We start from the raw sequence: 14,363 nt of genomic DNA on the forward strand, positions 1-14,363 counted from the left end.
GAGCCCGGTCGGCTGCCGTGATTACCGGGTTCCGGGAGCAGGAGGACGTGATCCGCGTCACATCGATTTCCGGCCGTACGGTCCCGGCGCGGAGCCTCTCCTGGAGGCTCGAACGGCGCCGGGCCGGTAGGCTGGGCGGGTTGTCCGATCGCCGCCCGACCGCAGGACGGGGCCGCAAAACCGCCTCTGACCTGCGATGATCCCCCTCGGAGACCGTGAGTACTGCCGCCGCCTCCTCGATGCCGCTGTTCTCCGACGCCCCGGAGCCGCAGGCGCCCGCCCGGTCCGTGGGCCACGCCGCCCCGGCCGGCTCGCACCACCTCTCCCCGGCCTTCCCCGGCCGTGCCCCCTGGGGCACCGCGGGCAAGCTCCGGGCCTGGCAGCAGGGTGCGCTGGACAAGTACATCGAGACGCAGCCGCGCGACTTCCTCGCGGTCGCCACCCCGGGCGCGGGCAAGACCACCTTCGCGCTCACCCTGGCCTCGTACCTGCTGCACAACCACCTGGTGCAGCAGGTGACCGTGGTCGCGCCGACCGAGCACCTGAAGAAGCAGTGGGCCGAGGCCGCCGCGCGGATAGGCATCAAGCTGGACCCGGGGTACTCCTCCGGGCCGCTGTCCCGGGAGTACCACGGCATCGCGATCACCTACGCGGGCGTCGGGGTCAACCCGATGCTGCACCGCAACCGGACCGAGGCCCGCAAGACCCTCGTGATCATGGACGAGATCCACCACGCCGGTGACTCCAAGTCCTGGGGCGAGGCCTGCTTCGAGGCCTTCGAGCCGGCCACCCGCCGCCTGGCGCTGACCGGTACGCCGTTCCGCTCGGACACCAACCCGATCCCGTTCGTCCAGTACGAGGCCGGCAGCGACGGCATCCGCAAGTCGGTGGCCGACTACACCTACGGCTACGGCAACGCGCTCGCCGACCACGTCGTCCGCCCGGTGATCTTCCTCAGCTACAGCGGCAACATGCGCTGGCGCACCAAGGCCGGCGACGAGCTGGAGGCCCGGCTCGGCGAGCCGATGACCAAGGACCTGATCGCCCAGGCCTGGCGCACCGCGCTGTCCCCGCAGGGCGAGTGGATCCCGGCCGTGCTGCAGGCCGCCGACCGGCGGCTGAGCGAGGTCCGCAAGGCCATCCCGGACGCCGGCGGGCTGGTGATCGCCACCGACCAGACCGTCGCCCGCTCGTACGCCAAGATGCTGCGCGAGATCAGCGGCGAGAAGGTCACCCTGGTGCTCTCGGACGAGGCCGAGGCGTCCAAGCGGATCTCCGACTACGCGGCCGGGACCTCGCGCTGGATGGTCGCGGTCCGCATGGTGTCCGAGGGCGTCGACGTGCCCCGGCTGGCCGTCGGGGTGTACGCGACCTCGATCTCCACCCCGCTGTTCTTCGCCCAGGCCGTCGGCCGCTTCGTGCGCGCCCGCAAGCGCGGCGAGACCGCCTCGGTGTTCCTGCCGACCATCCCGATGCTGCTGAGCTTCGCCAACGAGATGGAGGTCCAGCGCGACCACGTGCTGGACCGGCCGAAGAAGGAGGGCGAGGGCCTCTTCGACGAGGAGGACCGGCTGCTCGCCGAGGCCGAGCGGGCCAACGACGGACCGGACGGTGCGGGCGGCGAGGAGTTCTCCTACGAGGCGCTGGGCTCCGACGCGGTCTTCGACCGGGTGCTGTACAACGCCATGGAGTTCGGCATGCAGGCCCACCCGGGGAGCGAGGAGGAGGAGGACTACCTCGGCATCCCGGGCCTGCTGGAGCCGGACCAGGTGCAGATGCTGCTGCAGAAGCGCCAGCACCGGCAGATCCAGCGCTCCAAGGCCAAGCCGGCCGAGGAGGCCGACCTGCTGGAGCTGCCCGCCGAGGAGCGGCCGGTCGTCACCCACCAGGAGCTGCGGGAGCTGCGCAAGGAGCTGAACGCGCTGGTGGCCGCGTGGCACCACCGCACCAGCCAGCCGCACGGCACCATCCACAACGAGCTGCGCCGCCAGTGCGGCGGGCCGCTCACGGCGCAGGCCACCGCCAACCAGCTGAAGGCGCGGATCGCCAAGATCCGGGAGTGGGCGAAGTAACGGTCCGGCAGGCGGTCCCGGGAGGGGCCGTCTGCCCCGGTGTGTCCGGACTTCGGACCGAGGTCGAACTTGTGCGCTGATGTGCCGGTGGATTCGGGAGGGTTTGTCCTGTTTCTACGGCGCCGTTGAAGTCGATCACGCCCGAATTTTGGACAACCACTTCCGCCGCGACATTTACTTCACTACCTTTCCCCCACGCTCTACCGCCGGGCCACCCCCGCGGGACGGCGCCGCAGGGCCGTACGGGCGTCAAGGAGGACGCCACGCGCGGCCCGAGCGCGGCCACCCCCACCTGCGCGCGACACCGACCTTGGACCGGCGCCGCGCGCCCCGCGAGCGCCGCGGAAAGGATTGCCCGTCGTGACAGCCGAGACCTCCCAGACCCTGGACCGCGGTGTCCGGGTCCTCAAGCTCCTCGCCGACTCCGAGCGTGGGCTCACCGTCACCGAACTGGCCGCCCGGCTGGCCGTCAACCGCACCGTCGTCTACCGGCTGCTGGCCACCCTGGAGCAGCACGGTCTGGTCCGCCGGGACATCGGCGGCCGCGCCCGGGTGGGCCTCGGCGTGCTGCGGCTCGCCCACCGGGTGCACCCGCTGCTGCGCGAGGCCGCGCTGCCCGCCCTGCGCAGCCTCGCCGAGGACCTCGGCGCCACCGCCCACCTGACCCTGGTGGACGGCAACGAGGCGCTGGCCGTCGCCGTGGTCGAGCCGAGCTGGACCGACTTCCACGTCGCCTACCGGACCGGGCTGCGCCACCCGCTCGGCGAGAGCGCGGCCGGCCGGGCGATCCTGGAGGCCCGCACCTTCCCCAGCCAGCGCCGACCCGAGCAGGGCTTCGTCATCACCCGCGCGGAGGAGCAGTCCGGGGCCTGCGGGGCCGCTGCCGCGCTGCTCGGGCTGAGCGGCATCGAGGGCAGCGTCGGCGTGGTGATGCTCAACGGGATGGTGCCCGAGCGGGTCGGCCCCCGGGTCGTGGAGGCGGCGACCGAGGTGGCCGACGCCCTGCGGTAGCGCCGAGGCGAGCGGGCGGGTGACGGCGCGCGCCGGAGGTGAGCGGGTGAGCCCCCGCCCCGGAGGTGAGCGGGCGGGCAGCAGGGTGTGTTTGGATTCCCCTTGTGTCCGACACCAAGCTCTCCAAGGCCCTCACCGCCCCGCGGACCCGCGCGCTCGCGCTGTGCGGGGTGCTGGTCGCCGCGCTCTTCGGCGTGGCCGCCTTCGTCCCGCTGCCGTACACCCTCACCTGGCCGGGCCTGACCGCGGACACCCTGGGCACGTACCAGGACAAGCCGGTGCTCACCATCACCGGGGCGCCGCTGCGCACCACCGAGGGCCAGCTGCGGATGGTCACCATCTCGGCGACCAACCCGGACCAGCGGAACACCTTCCTGCGCTCGATGCAGGCCTGGTTCGACCCTGCGGAGGCGGTGCGCCCGACCGACACCGTGTACCCGCAGGGCAACCCGGCGAAGGCGGAGGAGGTGACGGCCCAGCAGATGGCCGAGTCCCAGGACAGCGCCACCGCGGCCGCGCTGAGCTACCTCCACCTGTCGCCGGACCAGGTGAAGGTCAAGGTCGACCTGGGTGACGTCGGCGGCCCGAGCGCCGGCCAGATGCTGGCGCTGGGCATCGTCGACAAGCTCGCCGGCGACGGCCAGGGCGGCGACCTCACGGGTGGGCTGAACATCGCGGGCACCGGGACCATCGACAAGGACGGCACCGTCGGCCCGGTGGGCGGCGTCCCGCTGAAGACGCGGGCGGCCGCCCGGGACGGCGCGACGGTGTTCCTGCTGCCCAGGGACGAGTGCGCGGACGCGAAGGTCAACACGCCGACGTCGCTGCGGCTGGTGCCGGTCGGCACGCTCGCCGAGGCGGTGTCGGCGCTGCAGGCGCTCAAGAGCGGCGGCAGCGTCCCCGCCTGCTGACCGGACGGGCTCCGCCGCCGCCCGCCCTACTCGGCGGCGGCCTGGTCGACCAGCGGCAGGATCCGGTACGGCACCGGGTTCTCCAGCACGATCGCGGTGGACGAGCGGACGATCCCGTCGAAGCCCACGACCCGGTCGATCACCCGCTGCAGATCGGCGTTGGAGCGGGCCACGATCCGCACCATCATGTCCCCGATCCCGGTGATGGTGTGCAGCTCCAGCACCTCCGGCACGGCCGCGAGGTGCGCCCGCACGTCGGTGCCCTGGCCCTGGGAGATCTCCAGGGTGGCGAAGGCCGTCACCGGGTAGCCGATCGCCGCCGGGTCCACCTCGGGGCCGAAGCCGCCGATCACCCCCTTGGCCTGCAGCCGGTCCAGCCGGGCCTGCACGGTGCCGCGGGCGACCTGCAGTCGGCGCGAGCACTCCAGCACCCCGATCCGCGGCTCCTCGGCGAGCAGCCGGATCAGTCGGCCGTCCAGCGCGTCGATGGTGTCGTTCGTGCTGCCCACGATCGAAGTGCCTTGCGGAGCAGCAGGGTTGGGCGAGCCGGGGGAGCTCGGGGAGTGGGCGGGGGGCATCGCGGCACCGTCCTCCGGTGGGCATTCTGTACAGCGGTGCGGCCGATTCTCCCGCTCCGGGGCGCAGCTTGGCCAGGAGGAAACGGAACAGTTGCGCGCAGGCCGTCTCGGCGCCACCCTCCAGCCACGACCCCGTGCCCGGGCCCCCACTCCGGCGCCGGGGCCCCAGCGTGGTCCGTACGCCTACCGGGAGGCCGTCATGACCGACACCGCCGCCGAAGCCGTCCTGCTCGGGGCAGGCCTCCTTCCGGGCAGCGCTCCGGGCTCGGCCCCGGGCGCCGCTCCCGACCCGGGTGGACCGGGGGCGCCGGCGGTGGGCCACGCCGACGCGGTGGTGTTCGCGGTCGGCGACGCCGAGCGGGCCGCCCGCCGCTACCGCGCCGCGCTCGGGCTGCGCTGTACGGCGTACGCGGGACCGGAGACCGGTGAGCCCGATACCGTCTCGTACGTGCTCGCCGCGCCGGGGACGCGGATCGTGCTCACCTCGCCGGTGCGGGTGCTCGGCCCGCTCGGCCCGCGCGGGCGGGAACTGGCCGCGTACCTGGAGCGGTACGGGGACGGGGTGCTGGACGTCGCGGTGAGCGTGCCGGACGTCTACTACGCCTACGACTACGCGGTCGACCGCGGCGCGCTGTCGCTGGCCGAGCCGTACGAGACCCGGGACGCGTACGGCGCGGTGGTGCTGGCCACCATCGGGGTGCCGGGCGGGACCAGGCACACGCTGGTCGACCGGGCCGGCTACGCGGGGCCGTACCTGCCGGGGTTCGTGCCGTACGACGGGTTCTGACCGGCGGGCGGCGCGGGCGGGGCACGGCGACGACCCCTAGCGGACGGCCGTCTCCACCACGGGCGGGTGCCCGTTCCAGTAGACGAAGACCGAGTTGGCCTGGTCGTCCTTGGTGAAGTCGATCCGCATCCACTGGACGCCGTTCCACACCTGCATCTGCCAGCCCGGGTCCGGGGTGGCGGACACCAGCGAGGCCCGGTCGGGCTTCAGGTCCAGCGCGACCTTGCCGCCCGGGATCGGGTAGCTCTTCACGGTGGACGTGGCGGTGGCCGTCGGCGTGGGCCGGCGGGTCGGCGGCGGGGTGGTGGTGACGGGGGCCGGTCCGTGCGTGGTGGCGGCGGCCGGGGAGGTCGGCGGGGTCGGGGCCGGGGGTGCGGACTGTTCGGCCGATTGCGGCTGCTCGGCGGCGGTGGTCGGCGGGAGCGGTGCGCCGTCGGCCTTCGGGGCGGGCAGCGGCAGGGCCGTCGGCCGCTCGAAGGCGGCGCCGGTCAGCACCGCGTGCACGCCGAGCCAGGACAGCGCCACCGCCGCCCCGGTGGCCGCCGCCCAGGCGCCGAGCTGTACCAGTCCGTTCCGCATCGTCCGCACATCCTGCCGCATTTCCGCCCTGTCCGAACCGGCACCCCCGGTGTTCGTCAGGGCAGTTGCGCGATGTCCGGACCGCCCCCCGAGGTACAGACCACTGCCCGCCGATGGCGTACCGTGCAGGGCCATGGCAACAGTGCTCGTGGTCGAGGACGACCCCTTCGTACGTTCCGCCCTCATCCGCCACCTGACCGACACCGGTCACGCGGTCCGCAGCGTGGGCACCGCCCTGGAGGCGCTGCGGGAGGTCGCCCAGGTCGGCTGCGACCTGGTGATCCTCGACCTGGGGCTGCCCGATCTGGACGGCAGCGAGGCGCTCAAGATGATCCGGGGCCTGACCAATGTGCCGGTGATCATCTCCACCGCCCGGGACGACGAGGCCGAGATCGTCCGACTGCTCAACGACGGCGCCGACGACTACTTGGTGAAACCTTTCTCCGGTGAGCACCTCAGCGCCCGGATGGCCGCCGTGCTGCGCCGGCTCGGCAGCGGCGCCGCCCCCGTCGCGCAGGTCCTGCGGGTCGGCGGACTGGCCATCGACCTGCAGCGGCGCGAAGCCTCCCTGGACGGGCGGCTGCTCGACCTGACCCGCCGTGAATTCGACCTGTTGGCCTTCCTGGCAGCCCGGCCCGGCGTCGTGGTGCCCCGCAAGGAGATCCTCGCCGAGGTCTGGCAGCAGACCTACGGCGGTGACCAGACCATCGACGTCCACCTCTCCTGGCTGCGCCGCAAGCTCGGCGAGACCGCTTCCAACCCCCGCTACCTGCACACCGTCCGGGGCGTCGGCGTCCGGCTGGAAGCCGTCGGAGGCGCGGCGGGGCACCGGACATGAGGAGGTTCGGTCGCTCGCTGCGCTGGGCCCTGATCAAGGCCGCCGTGGCCGGGACCACCATGGTCGCGCTGGCCTTCCTCATCCCGCTCGGCCTGATGGTCCAGCAGACCGCGCGGGACCGGGCGTTCACCGCCGCCGAACGGCAGGCGGCGGCGCTCGGGCCGGCCCTGGCGATCACCACCGACCAGGACGCCGTCACCCGGGCCCTGGCCAGTACGGACGCGGGCGGACAGGGGCGGATGGCGGTCCACCTGCCCGCGGCGGGGCAGTCCGAGGCCCCCGGGACCGGCGGACCCGTCGGGCCGACCCTGGGGGAGGGCCGGGCCGCCGCCGGCGACGTGGCCACGGCCGGCGGGCAGGGCCGCTCCTTCACCGTGCAGGTCCCCGGCGGCTACGCGCTGCTCCAGCCGGTCGCGGTGGACACCGCACGGACCGCCGTGGTCGAGGTGTACGTGGCCGAGAGCGACCTCACCCGGGGCGTCTCCACCGCCTGGCTGGTGCTCTCCGCCGTGGCGCTCGGCCTGGTCGCCATCTCGGTGCTGGTCGCCGACCGGATGGGGACCAGGATCGTCGCCTCCGCCCGTCGCCTCGCCGGCGCCGCCCGCTCGCTCGGCGCCGGCAACCTCGCCGTCCGGGTCCCGGTGACGGGGAAGCAGGTCGACGGCAGCCCCGAGGAGCTGCGCGAGGCCGGCCACGCGTTCAACACCATGGCCGACCGGGTGGCCCAACTCCTCGCCGCGGAACGGGAACTGGCCGCCGACCTGTCGCACCGGCTGCGCACCCCGCTGACCGTGCTGCGGCTCAACGCCGCCTCGCTCGGAGACGGCGACGCGGCCGACGCCACCCGGCACGCCGTCGCCCAGCTCGAACGCGAGGTCGACCAGATCATCCGCTCCGCCCGCCGCGCCCCCGAGGACGCGCCCGCCGTCGCGGTCGGCTGCGACGCCGCCGAGGTGATCCGGGAACGGGTCGGCTTCTGGTCCGCGCTGGCCGAGGACGAAGGGCGCCGCTGGCAGCTGGCCGGCGCCGAGCGCGCGGCACCCGTACCCGTCCAGCGCGGCGACCTGGCGGCCGCCGTCGACGCGCTGCTCGGCAACGTCTTCCGGCACACCGCCGTCGGCACCGCCTTCTCGGTGGACGTCCTGGCCACCGACAGCTCGGTGATCGTGCTGGTGGGCGATGCCGGACCGGGGTACGACGACCCCGCGGCCGCCCTCAAGCGCGGCGAGGGCCACGGCGGGGAGGGCTCGACCGGCCTCGGCCTGGACATCGTCCGCAAGCTCGCCGAATCCACCGGCGGGGACCTCGCGCTCGGCCGCTCCGCGGTCCTCGGCGGCGCCGAGACCCGGCTGCGGCTGCGCACCCGGCCGGAGGTGGCGGGGCCGCTGCGGGCCGGGCGGCGGCGCAACCGGGGGGCGCTGTTCTCGCGGTGACGGCGGGTCGGTGGTGAGGCGGCGGGGGCGTCGGTGGTGACGGTGGGTCGGTGGGGGCTCGGGTGGTGACGGCGAGTCGGTGGTGAGGCGGGTTCGTGGTGATCCGGGGCTCTTCCTTAACTGCGGCCTAAGGGAGTTCTACCCCTCGCTCAGCCCGCCGTTCCGGCCCCCGGTCCGCCGCTAGCGTCGGTCGCGCCGGTCACCCGACCGAGCCGGGCCGGCCGCCCGGAGGTCCGCAGGCACCCGTGCCCGGACGGCGGCCGACCGAAGGCATCCGCGGAGGTAACGCGCCATGACCACCCAGCCCACCCGTCGCTCCGGCCACCGCAGGCGCAGCCGCAAGGGCGCGATCGTCGGGGCCGCCGCGGTCGCCGCCGCCCTCGTCGCGGGCGGGACGGTCGTCCTCGCCTCCTCGGCCAGCGCCGCCTCGCTCGGCGCCGTCTACAGCCGGACCAGCACCTGGGACGCCGGCTACACCGGCCAGTACCTGGTCACCAACCCGGACCGCAGCCCGATCGAGGACTGGACGCTCAGCTTCGACCTGCCGGCCGGGGCGACGATCGACTCGCTCTGGAACGCCACCTTCACCGCCCAGGGGCAGCACATCACGGTCAAGCCGGAGGCCTGGAGCAAGCGGCTGGAGCCCGGCAAGAGCGTGGTGGTCGGCTTCGTCGCCCGGGGCGCGGGCGCGGCCCAGGCCGAGCCGGCCCACTGCCTGATCAACGGTTCCTCCTGCAAGGCCGGCGACGGGACCCCGCCCACCCCCTCGGGGCGTCCGACCGCCACCGCCTCTCCCACGGCCACCCCGACCGGCTCGCCGACGGTCACCCCGACCGCCACCGCCAAGCCCAGCCCGACCGCCACGACGAAGCCGACCACCCCGGCGCCGACCGCCACCCCCACCGCCACTCCCACGGCGACCGGTGGGCCCGTCCCCCCGGCCGGCGCCGGAGCCGGCTTCGCCCCGTACGTGGACACCTCGCTCTACCCGCCGTACGACCTGGTGGCCACCGCCAAGGCGAGCGGCGTGAAGAACGTCAACCTCGCCTTCGTCGTGTCCGGCGGCGGCTGCGTGCCCAAGTGGGGCGGGGTCAGCGACCTGTCCGCCGACGCGGTGGCCGCGCAGATCGGCGCGCTGCGCGCGATCGGCGGCGACGTCCGGGTCTCCTTCGGCGGTGCCAACGGCAGCGAACTCGCCCTCGTCTGCGGTTCCACCGCCGACCTCACGGCCGCGTACCAGAAGGTGGTGGACGCGTACGGCGCGACCAAGCTGGACTTCGACGTCGAAGGCGGCGCGATAGCGAACACCGCCGCCAACACCCGGCGCGCCCAGGCGATCGCCCAGCTGCAGAAGAACGCCGCCGCCAAGGGCAAGGCCCTCGACGTCTCCTACACCCTGCCCGCGCTGCCCTCCGGCCTGACCCAGGAGGGCGTCGACCTGGTCGCCGACGCCAAGGCCAACGGCGTCGCGATCGGTGCCGTCAACATCATGGCGATGGACTTCGGCGACGGCGTCGCCCCCAACCCGCAGGGCCGGATGGGCACGTACGCGATCGCCGCGGCCACCGCCACCCAGGCCCAGGTGAAGAGCGTGCTGGGGCTGGACGACGCGACCGCCTGGCGCAGGGTCGCGGTCACCCCGATGATCGGCGTCAACGACGTGGCCAGCGAGGTCTTCACCGTGGCCGACGCCAAGCAGCTCGCCGACTTCGCCAGGACCAAGCACCTCGCCTGGCTCGCCATGTGGTCCGGCACCCGGGACAAGGCCTGCGAGGGCGGCGCCAAGGCCTACGCGGACGCCACCTGCAGCAGCATCGTCCAGCAGCCGCTGGACTTCACCCGGGCCTTCGGGGCGTACACGGGCTGAGGCCCGCCGGGTTCCCGCGCGGCCCCGGCCGTCCGTGCTCAGTCCGCAGCCGAGCACGGGTGGCCGGGGCTCACTCCTTCGCTCCTCCGTTCGCGGCCGGGCGGGGTGGCCGGGGCTCGCTCGTCCGCCGCTCCGTTCGCGGCCGGGGCCGACCGCTCGGGGCGCCTTGGCCACGTTCCGTAGTCACTCGTGTCCGGCTCCGTTCGGGTGGCATCCGGTATCGTCGCTGGTTGGCCGAGCGGTGGACGGAGTGGACAGTGACAGCGGTACAAGACGAGCGCAGCCCGGTGCGGACCGCACCCGACCCCGCGCCCGCCTCCCTGTCGGACCGGCTGCTCCGGGCACTCGGCGCTCCCGTCCGGGCCCTGCGCGAAGCGCCCCGCCGGCCGCTGCTGGCCGCCTCCGCGCTGGCGCTGCTGTCCCTGGTCGTCTACGCCGTGGTGCGCCACTTCGTGCACACCTCCATGGTGGACATGATCGTCTACCGGGCCGAGGGTGCCGCCGTCGCCGACGGCGCCGACCTGTACGGGCTGCGCGTCACCGAGTGGAGCCTGCCCGCGACCTACCCCCCGTTCGCGGCGATGCTGTTCGTCCCGACCACCTGGTTCCCGGTGCCCTTCCTCCGGGTGGCGATCACTCTCGGCAACCTCGGGCTGCTCGCCCTGCTGACCCACCTGTCCTTCAAGCTGGTCGGCTGGCCGCGCCGTGAGCTGCGGCCGGTCGGCGTGGTCCTGGTGACCGGGCTCGGGGTCTGGCTGGAGCCCGTCTTCACCACGCTCCGCTACGGCCAGATCAACCTCGCGCTCGCCTGCCTGATCCTCTGGGACCTCACCCGTTCGGATGAACGCCGCAGCAAGGGCGTGGCCATCGGCATCGCCGCCGGCATCAAGCTCACTCCCGGCCTGTTCGCCGTCTACCTCCTGATCACCGGGCGGGTCCGGGCCGCCTTCGTGGCCGGCCTCACCTTCCTGGGCACCTTCCTGCTCGGCGCCCTCGTCCTGCCCGACGCGACCTGGGGCTTCTGGACCAGGTACCTCTACGACTCCTCCCGGGTCGGCAAGACCTGGATCGTCGACAACCAGTCGCTGCGCGGCGCCTTCGCCCGCCTGCTGCACTCCGCCGAACCCGGCACCGTCGCCACACTGGGCGCGGGCCTGGTCGCGCTGGCCGGCCTCGCCGTCGCCGCCTGGGCCGCCCGCAGCGGCCGCTGGCTGCCCCGGGCCGAGGCCTGGGGCGTCTGCTGCGCGGCCGTCACCGCCGTGCTGATCTCGCCGATCAGCTGGACCCATCACTGGGTCTGGTGCGTCCCGCTGCTCGTCCTGCTCGCCGCCGAGGCCTCCGTCGAGCATGCCCGCCCGGTCGGCGTCCGCCGACTGCGCTGGCGGGCGGTCTTCTGGGCCACGCTGGTGGCCTTCCTCTCCTTCGCGATGTGGGCGGCGAAGCCGGTCGGCACGGCCGTGCTCCACCTGTCACCGTGGCGCCAGCTGCCGACCTCGGTCTACCCGTGGGTCGGGCTGTGCTTCCTGCTCGCCGCCGCGATCCGGATAAGGGCGCGCCGTCGCTCCGCCGGCGCGCCGCTGGTCCGGCTGCCCGGACAGCGCGACGGCGGTGGCGATGGTGGCGGCCCGGACGCCGCCCGCGGTCGTCAGCAGGCCCCCGCGGCCCGCTGAGCCGGCGGGGGCGCCGCTCCCGCTCCCTCGATCGATCCGGCGGTCGACCCGAGGATCGCTCCGCCGGTCGCCCTGTCGGGGGCTCTGCGGGTCGTTCCCCCGGCCGCCGTGTCGGTCGGGTACGTGTCGGTCGGGTACGCGCAGGTGCACGTTGCCGCGCACGCCTAGGCGAGCAGCTCGGCGAGCGAGCCGTCCATGTCCAGCGCGGCCATCTCGCTGCCCGGCGGGACCAGCCGGTGCGCCCGCTCCAGCCAGGCCGCGACGGCCGGCAGCGGTGCCTCCAGCAGTGCGTCCCCGGCGGGCGAGCTCAACGCCAGGCAGAGCACGCTGCGCCGGCCCGAGCGGGTCGGCCAGATCCGCACGTCGCCCTGGCCGCACGGGCGGAAGGTGCCCTCGACCAGCAGCTCGCGGGCGAACACCCAGGTCACCGGGGAGCCGGTGTCCAGGTGGAAGGTGATGTAGACGGCGTACGGGTCGTGGCTGCCGTAGGACAACCGCGCCGGGACGGGCACGCTGTGCTCCGGCGAGAGCACCAGGTTGAGCTCCAACTCGTGCTCGACGACGCTGACGGGGCGCTCCATGATCGTCTTCCTCTCTGTCTTCGGGTCGTACCCGGTTCCGGGCCCTGTGACCTTTGAGAGGGCGGTCCGCACCGGCTCTTACACACGTTTCCGGGATTTCTTCGGGACGTTCGGTGGGGGTGGCGAACGGGCGGTCACGCGGCGCGCGAGGGCTTGCCGCGCGCCTGGTTCCTTACCGTGAGCGGCCCTCCGCTGTCCGGGGATTCGCGAACTTCCCGTCGGGGGTTCGGCGAGGTACTACCCTTTGTGATTGCCCGACGACTGTCCGCCCATCGGTCGCGCCCCCACGCGCGCCGAGCGCCGGGTGGTGCGCGCGGGCGGATGTGCCGCAGTCGGTCTACCGGCTCCTTCCTTGCCCTCGTCAGGACCTGCCAGGAAAGAAGACCCCCATGACGGACCGCTCCTTCGCCGACGGCGGCGACCCGGCCGTCGCACCCGGGCCGGGGTACTACCCCGACCCCTCCATCCCCGGCTTCGTCCGGTACTGGGGCGGCTCCGCCTGGGTACCCGGCACCAGCCGGCCCGCGCCCGCCGAGGGCGAGGTGCTGGAGCCGCCCCGGTACGCGACCCGGCGGCCCGCCCCGGGCGCCCGCCCGGCGCGGGCGGTGCCTCCCCCGGTGGTTCCGGAGGCCGCGGCGCCCGTGCCCGAGCCGACGCCCGTGTCCGCGCCGAGGCCCGTGCCCGTGTCCGTGCCGGAGGTGGAGCCGTCCGTCGGAGGCGGCGACACCGGGCCGGTGTACTTCGACCAGACCTCGGGCGGGGCGTCGTTCGTGCTCGGGCCGCGGGTGGCGGAGGTGATCGGCGGGCCGGTGTTCCGGACGGTCGGGCCGACGGCGGGCGGCGGGGCTCCCGGGCTCTCCGAGGTGGCGCTGGGCTCGGACGTACCGCTGGGCGCAGGGGCTCCGGCGGGCGGGGGCACGCCGGCCGGGGCGGTGCCGATCGGGACTGCGCCTACCGGGGCGGCGTCGACCGGGACTGCGCCGACCGGGGCCGTCGAGGGTGCGGCGGTCGGCACGGTGGCCGCAACGACTTCCGGAGCTGCGCCCGAGGAGTCGGGATGGCAGGCCGATCCGCGGGCACAGCGGGGCCTGATGGAGACGGGCGGTGCGCCGCGCTGGGTCTCCTGGGGGGTGCTTCCGGGGGCGCCCGAGGCGGAGGAGGGGCGTGCGGAGGCGGAGCGTGCTCCTGTTGCCGTCGAGCTGGCCACCGCCGTCGCGCCGGCCATGGCGGTGGCGGTGCGGGAGGCTCCGGCCGTCGAGGCCTCCGGCGCGGTGCCGGTGGTCGCGCAAGCGGCGGTGACGGGGGCGAGGGCGAAGCAGGCGAGGGCCGAGGACGCGGCGGCTGCGGAGGCGGGGCGCGGGGCGGCCACCACCGCCGTACCCACCACGCCGATGCCCGCCGTGCGTCAGGCCCGGCAGACCGCCGTCCGTCGCCGATCCGCCTCGCGCGCCGCCGTTCCGGCCGGGCTGGGGCGCCGGCTGGCGGCCCGGGCGGTGGACACCGCCGTCCTGTTGGTGGTCGCCGTCGCCGCCGGGATCCCGCTCGCCGCCTCCGTCTCCGACCACATCCAGGAGAAGCTCGACCAGGCCCGGATGGCCAGCGCCCTCACCCGTCGCCAGGTCCAGGTGTGGCTGGTGGACGACGTGGTGGTGGGCAAGATCGCTGTGCTGATCGGCATCCTGCTCTTCGTCAGCCTGCTCTACGAGGTGCTGCCGACCGCCCGCACCGGCCAGACCTTCGGCAAGCGACTGGCCCGGATCCGGGTGGTGGACGTGGCCGCCCCCGGTACTCCTGCGGCCAGGGCCGGGCTGAGCCTCGGCCGGTCCCTGACCCGGTGGGTCGTCCGGCAGGTGGGCACGGTGCTGCTGCTCGGCCTGGTCTGGCCGGTGTTCGACCGCCCGGCCCGGCGCGGCTGGCAGGACCGCGCCGCCCGGACCAGGGTGGTACGGGCCTGAGGAGGGCCCCGCGACCCCTCCCTTTGCCGCCGGCGGCCCCTTCCGGCCAACGGCAGCAAAACGGGCAAAATATCCCAAAGC

General features: G+C 74.5%; 12 protein-coding genes. 9 read left to right on the plus strand and 3 right to left on the minus strand.

All coding sequences use genetic code 11. The annotated features are described in order from the left end of the window. The first annotated feature begins 239 nt into the window (after positions 1–239). The 3 genes from ACIRD3_RS22805 (at position 240) to ACIRD3_RS22815 (ending at position 3,994) form a co-directional block, all read left to right on the plus strand. Positions 240–2,072, plus strand: coding sequence for a DEAD/DEAH box helicase (locus ACIRD3_RS22805; RefSeq protein ID WP_402219978.1), 1,833 nt, complete (start codon positions 240–242; stop codon positions 2,070–2,072). Between the two features lie 360 nt (positions 2,073–2,432). Next, a complete protein-coding gene (locus ACIRD3_RS22810) occupies positions 2,433–3,083 on the plus strand; it encodes an IclR family transcriptional regulator (RefSeq protein ID WP_402219552.1) in 651 nt (216 codons plus the stop codon). Between the two features lie 104 nt (positions 3,084–3,187). Continuing rightward, positions 3,188–3,994, plus strand: a complete 807-nt coding sequence (locus tag ACIRD3_RS22815; protein WP_402219555.1) for a S16 family serine protease — start codon at positions 3,188–3,190, stop codon at positions 3,992–3,994. Between the two features lie 26 nt (positions 3,995–4,020). Here the strand turns inward: ACIRD3_RS22815 and ACIRD3_RS22820 are convergent, their stop codons facing one another. Beyond that, on the minus strand, positions 4,021–4,503 hold the full coding sequence (locus ACIRD3_RS22820; RefSeq protein ID WP_402219558.1) for an Lrp/AsnC family transcriptional regulator: 483 nt from the start codon (positions 4,501–4,503) through the stop codon (positions 4,021–4,023). 268 nt (positions 4,504–4,771) lie between these two features. On the opposite strand from ACIRD3_RS22820, the gene ACIRD3_RS22825 reads away from it, so the two are divergent. After that, a complete protein-coding gene (locus ACIRD3_RS22825) occupies positions 4,772–5,359 on the plus strand; it encodes a VOC family protein (protein WP_402219561.1) in 588 nt (195 codons plus the stop codon). A 36-nt stretch (positions 5,360–5,395) separates the two neighbouring features. On the opposite strand, the gene ACIRD3_RS22830 is transcribed toward ACIRD3_RS22825, so the two are convergent. Further along, a complete protein-coding gene (locus ACIRD3_RS22830; RefSeq protein WP_402219564.1) occupies positions 5,396–5,938 on the minus strand; it encodes a hypothetical protein in 543 nt (180 codons plus the stop codon). 133 nt (positions 5,939–6,071) lie between these two features. Here ACIRD3_RS22830 and ACIRD3_RS22835 point away from each other — a divergent pair, with 133 nt between their 5' ends. From ACIRD3_RS22835 to ACIRD3_RS22850, 4 genes are all read left to right on the plus strand, one after another. Further along, entirely contained in the window at positions 6,072–6,776 is a 705-nt protein-coding gene (locus tag ACIRD3_RS22835; protein ID WP_402219567.1) for a response regulator transcription factor, read from the plus strand. Between the two features lie 17 nt (positions 6,777–6,793). Next, on the plus strand, positions 6,794–8,209 hold the full coding sequence (locus ACIRD3_RS22840) for a sensor histidine kinase (RefSeq protein ID WP_402219981.1): 1,416 nt from the start codon (positions 6,794–6,796) through the stop codon (positions 8,207–8,209). 292 nt (positions 8,210–8,501) lie between these two features. Beyond that, the gene (locus tag ACIRD3_RS22845; RefSeq protein ID WP_402219570.1) at positions 8,502–10,076 is read left to right on the plus strand and encodes a cellulose binding domain-containing protein; all 1,575 of its coding nucleotides are present in this window, start codon (positions 8,502–8,504) and stop codon (positions 10,074–10,076) included. 257 nt (positions 10,077–10,333) lie between these two features. Then, positions 10,334–11,746, plus strand: coding sequence for a glycosyltransferase 87 family protein (locus ACIRD3_RS22850; RefSeq protein WP_402219573.1), 1,413 nt, complete (start codon positions 10,334–10,336; stop codon positions 11,744–11,746). Between the two features lie 164 nt (positions 11,747–11,910). Here ACIRD3_RS22850 and ACIRD3_RS22855 read toward each other — a convergent pair whose 3' ends face one another. Then, positions 11,911–12,327: an SsgA family sporulation/cell division regulator gene (locus ACIRD3_RS22855; protein ID WP_402219576.1), complete on the minus strand. Its 417-nt coding sequence runs from the start codon at positions 12,325–12,327 to the stop codon at positions 11,911–11,913. A gap of 389 nt (positions 12,328–12,716) precedes the next feature. Here ACIRD3_RS22855 and ACIRD3_RS22860 point away from each other — a divergent pair, with 389 nt between their 5' ends. Next, the gene (locus ACIRD3_RS22860) at positions 12,717–14,282 is read left to right on the plus strand and encodes an RDD family protein (protein WP_402219578.1); all 1,566 of its coding nucleotides are present in this window, start codon (positions 12,717–12,719) and stop codon (positions 14,280–14,282) included. The last annotated feature ends 81 nt before the right edge of the window (positions 14,283–14,363 follow it).

It is taken from the genome of Kitasatospora sp. NPDC093550, from assembly GCF_044764985.1.
Classification (GTDB): domain Bacteria; phylum Actinomycetota; class Actinomycetes; order Streptomycetales; family Streptomycetaceae; genus Kitasatospora.

Coding starts and splice junctions, on each gene's coding strand:
- ACIRD3_RS22805 (WP_402219978.1), top strand. CDS start 240: ATGCCGCTGTTCTCCGACGCCCCGGAGCCGCAGGCGCCCGCCCGGTCC.
- ACIRD3_RS22825 (WP_402219561.1), top strand. CDS start 4,772: ATGACCGACACCGCCGCCGAAGCCGTCCTGCTCGGGGCAGGCCTCCTT.
- ACIRD3_RS22830 (WP_402219564.1), bottom strand. CDS start 5,938: ATGCGGAACGGACTGGTACAGCTCGGCGCCTGGGCGGCGGCCACCGGG.
- ACIRD3_RS22835 (WP_402219567.1), top strand. CDS start 6,072: ATGGCAACAGTGCTCGTGGTCGAGGACGACCCCTTCGTACGTTCCGCC.
- ACIRD3_RS22845 (WP_402219570.1), top strand. CDS start 8,502: ATGACCACCCAGCCCACCCGTCGCTCCGGCCACCGCAGGCGCAGCCGC.
- ACIRD3_RS22855 (WP_402219576.1), bottom strand. CDS start 12,327: ATGGAGCGCCCCGTCAGCGTCGTCGAGCACGAGTTGGAGCTCAACCTG.
- ACIRD3_RS22860 (WP_402219578.1), top strand. CDS start 12,717: ATGACGGACCGCTCCTTCGCCGACGGCGGCGACCCGGCCGTCGCACCC.